A 1,185-nucleotide genomic window follows, 5' to 3' on the forward strand; every position below is an offset into this window, starting at 1 on the left:
AAATAGATGTGCCTATTATAGTCGACGCAGGTATCGGCAGACCTTCTCAGGCATGTGAAGCAATGGAAATGGGCGCTGCAGCCATTATGGCCAATACAGCTTTGGCAACGGCAGGGGATCTTCCCATGATGGCATCAGCTTTCAAAAAGGCGATAGAAGCCGGAAGAAAGGCTTATCTTTCTGGCCTTGGAAGAGTTCTTGTAAGAGGTGCAGCGGCATCGGATCCCCTTACGGGATTTTTGAGAGATTAGGAGGAGCACATGAGGAACGATTTTTTTGTTGATTCAGAGCATTTATCGGAAACTGCTCTTGCTAAAAAACATAAGATCGAAGGCGATCCGTCCTGCAGGACAGATCACATGACATATATGCCGGGAATGGAGCAGATAAAGTCAGATATCCGTGAAAAAGTAATGATACAAATGGAGCAGTATGATTATTCCGTATATACGGAAAAGGATGTGGTAGCAGCTTTGCAGCACGAATTCTGTACTGTAGAAGATTTTAAAGCGCTGCTGTCCCCGGCAGCAGAACCTTTTCTGGAGCAGATGGCGCAAAGAGCGAGGAGCGAGACAAGAAAACATTTTGGTAATACGGTATATATGTTTACGCCTCTTTATATCGCAAACTACTGTGAAAACTACTGTGTTTACTGTGGATTCAACTGTTATAACCATATAAGCAGAATGAGGCTGACCCCTGAGCAGATAGAAAACGAGATGAAAATAATAGTGGACTCGGGAATGGAAGAGATACTTATTCTTACAGGTGAAAGCCGCAGTATGAGTGATGTGGAGTACATAGGACAGGCTTGCCGGATGGCCCGCAAGTACTTTAAGATGGTGGGGCTTGAGATTTATCCTGTCAATACCGATGAATACAGATTTCTTCATGAGTGCGGAGCTGATTATGTGACGGTTTTTCAAGAGACATATGATGATGAAAAATATGAAAAACTCCATCTGATGGGCCATAAGAGAGTATGGCCGTATAGATTCGAATCTCAGGAAAGAGCTCTTATGGGAGGTATGAGGGGCGTGGCTTTTTCAGCTCTTTTAGGCCTTTCGGATTTTAGAAAAGATGCTCTTGCAACTGCGCTTCATGTATATTATCTGCAGAGAAAATATCCTCATGCCGAAATGTCCTTGTCATGTCCGAGGCTGAGGCCTATAGTCAATAATGATA

At 43.7% G+C, this 1,185-nt stretch carries 1 protein-coding gene and 1 pseudogene; both read left to right on the forward strand.

The genetic code is table 11. The features are described 5' to 3' along the window. A pseudogene (locus tag ACLR96_RS10205) lies at positions 1–251 on the forward strand (thiazole synthase); the annotation flags it as partial. Between the two features lie 9 nt (positions 252–260). Then, positions 261–1,185 (forward strand): 2-iminoacetate synthase ThiH (gene thiH / locus ACLR96_RS10210; RefSeq protein ID WP_412265873.1); only part of this gene is annotated, 925 nt, incomplete at its 3' end.

It is taken from the genome of Lentihominibacter sp., from assembly GCF_046951855.1.
GTDB classification, from domain to species: domain Bacteria; phylum Bacillota; class Clostridia; order Peptostreptococcales; family Anaerovoracaceae; genus Lentihominibacter; species Lentihominibacter hominis.